The sequence below is a fragment of the Dolichospermum sp. LEGE 00246 genome (assembly GCF_015207865.1).
Lineage (GTDB): Bacteria > Cyanobacteriota > Cyanobacteriia > Cyanobacteriales > Nostocaceae > Dolichospermum > Dolichospermum heterosporum.
The window spans coordinates 1-1,956 of the sequence record NZ_JADEWA010000678.1 but is presented as its reverse complement, the minus strand read 5'-3'; the positions used below and the strand labels follow the sequence as shown (position 1 = coordinate 1,956).

Sequence of the window (1,956 nt, the reverse complement as noted above, 5' to 3'; positions counted from 1 at the left end):
AAATTAATATTTAATGTAGAGTTAGTCCCATCATATTTTAAGTTAATTTTTTGGACTATTTTTTCTCTACTTGTTTCATCGGAGTTAATAGTAGTTTTTGCTTGGGTCTCTAAGGATAACATCAATTGCTGTAATTGCGGAATTAATGTTTGATTTAAAGGTTTTTCTACGCCTGTTTCTTTAATTGAGCAAATATCAGCTAATCCCATGCCATAAGCAGAAAGAACTCCTGCATAGGGGTGAAGAAATATCTTTTTTATGCCTAAAGTATCGGCAATCAAACAAGCAACTTGTCCGCCTGCACCCCCAAAGCAACAAAGGACATATTCGCTGACATCATAACCTCTTTGTAAACTGATTTTTTTGATGGCATTTGCCATATTTTCCACAGTGATCGCTATAAATCCGGCTGCTACTTGTTCGGGTGTAGAAGTGTTGCCTGTGGCGGCTACAATCGCCTGGGAGAGTTGGATAAATTGTTTTTTGACGATATCTTTATCTAAGGGTAAATTGCCTGCAATGCCAAATACAGAGGGGAAATATTGAGGGTGAATTTTTCCTAACATGACGTTAGCATCTGTGACGGTTAATTGTCCTCCACGTCGGTAACAAGCTGGTCCTGGATTTGCACCCGCAGATTGGGGTCCAACACGATAACTAGAACCATCAAAATATAAAATTGAACTGCCTCCAGCCGCAATAGTGTTAATTGCTAATACGGGAACTCGCATCCGCGCACCTGCAATTTCTGAGTCTAATTGGCGTTCATATTCTCCTTTAAAGTGGGCAACGTCTGTACTTGTTCCGCCCATATCAAAGGTAATTACTAATTCAAAACCTGCTCTTTTGCTGGTTTGAACTGCACCGACAATACCACCAGCAGGTCCACTTAAAATACTATCTTTTCCTTGAAATTGTTGTGCGTCGGTTAACCCACCATCAGATTTCATAAACATTAATTTAACTCCAGGTAGTTGACTAGCTACTTGGTTAATGTAGTGCCGCAAAATCGGAGTTAAATAAGCATCTACAACAGTTGTATCTCCTCGACTGACTAATTTCATTAATGGACTAACTTGATGGGATATGGAGATTTGTGTAAAGCCGATTTCTTGAGCTATTTGTGCTACTTGTTGTTCGTGGTATGGATAGCGATCGCTGTGCATAAAAACAATGGCACAACTGCGAATTCCTGTGTGATAAGCTGCTTGTAAGTCATTTTTAGTTTGTTCAATATTTACGGCTATTAATTCCTTACCATGAGCATCATAACGTTCCTCTATTTCAATTACCTGTTCATATAGCATGGTGGGTAAAATGATCTGTCTAGCAAAGATATTTGGACGATTTTGATAACCAATTCTCAACGCATCTTTAAAGCCTTTAGTAATAGCCAAAACTACCCGATTTCCTTTTCTTTCTAACAGGGCATTTGTGGCTACTGTTGTCCCCATTTTGACTATTTCTATGGCTTCACTAGGAATAGGTTTTTGGTTGGAAATACCCAAAATATCCCGAATACCTTGAATTACTGCATCTTGATATTGTTCGGGATTTTCTGAGAGTAGTTTATAGACTATTATCCATTCTTGATTAGGGAGAGGAACGATTAAAAACCGTTCTTGATGTTTTGAAAGTCTGTTGATTATTGTTTGATTATTAGTGACAGCAACTATATCTGTAAATGTGCCACCCCGGTCGCCAAATACTTTGAACATTATTTAATTTCCTCAATATTATAAAAATATAGGAATCCGGTTTGATTCTGTGAATTTACTTGTGTGGTCAGGGAACAGGGAACAGGAAAGACAGAATTGATACCTACTGTTAGGTTTCTGGAGATTATCGGTTTCATCTAATACTTTTCAAACAACCTCTTACAGCAAATTGTCATCAAACCCGGAACAATAACCCCACCCCCAACCCCCTCCCCGCAAGCGATGAGGGGGCTAAGAG

1 protein-coding gene is annotated in these 1,956 nt (G+C 38.7%); it reads right to left on the bottom strand.

Features of this window, described 5'->3' with window-relative positions; genetic code table 11:
* A partial coding sequence (locus IQ228_RS25475; RefSeq protein ID WP_193964934.1) for a hydantoinase/oxoprolinase family protein occupies nucleotides 1–1,718 on the bottom strand: 1,718 nt, incomplete at its 3' end.
* Between the last annotated feature and the right edge of the window lie 238 nt (nucleotides 1,719–1,956).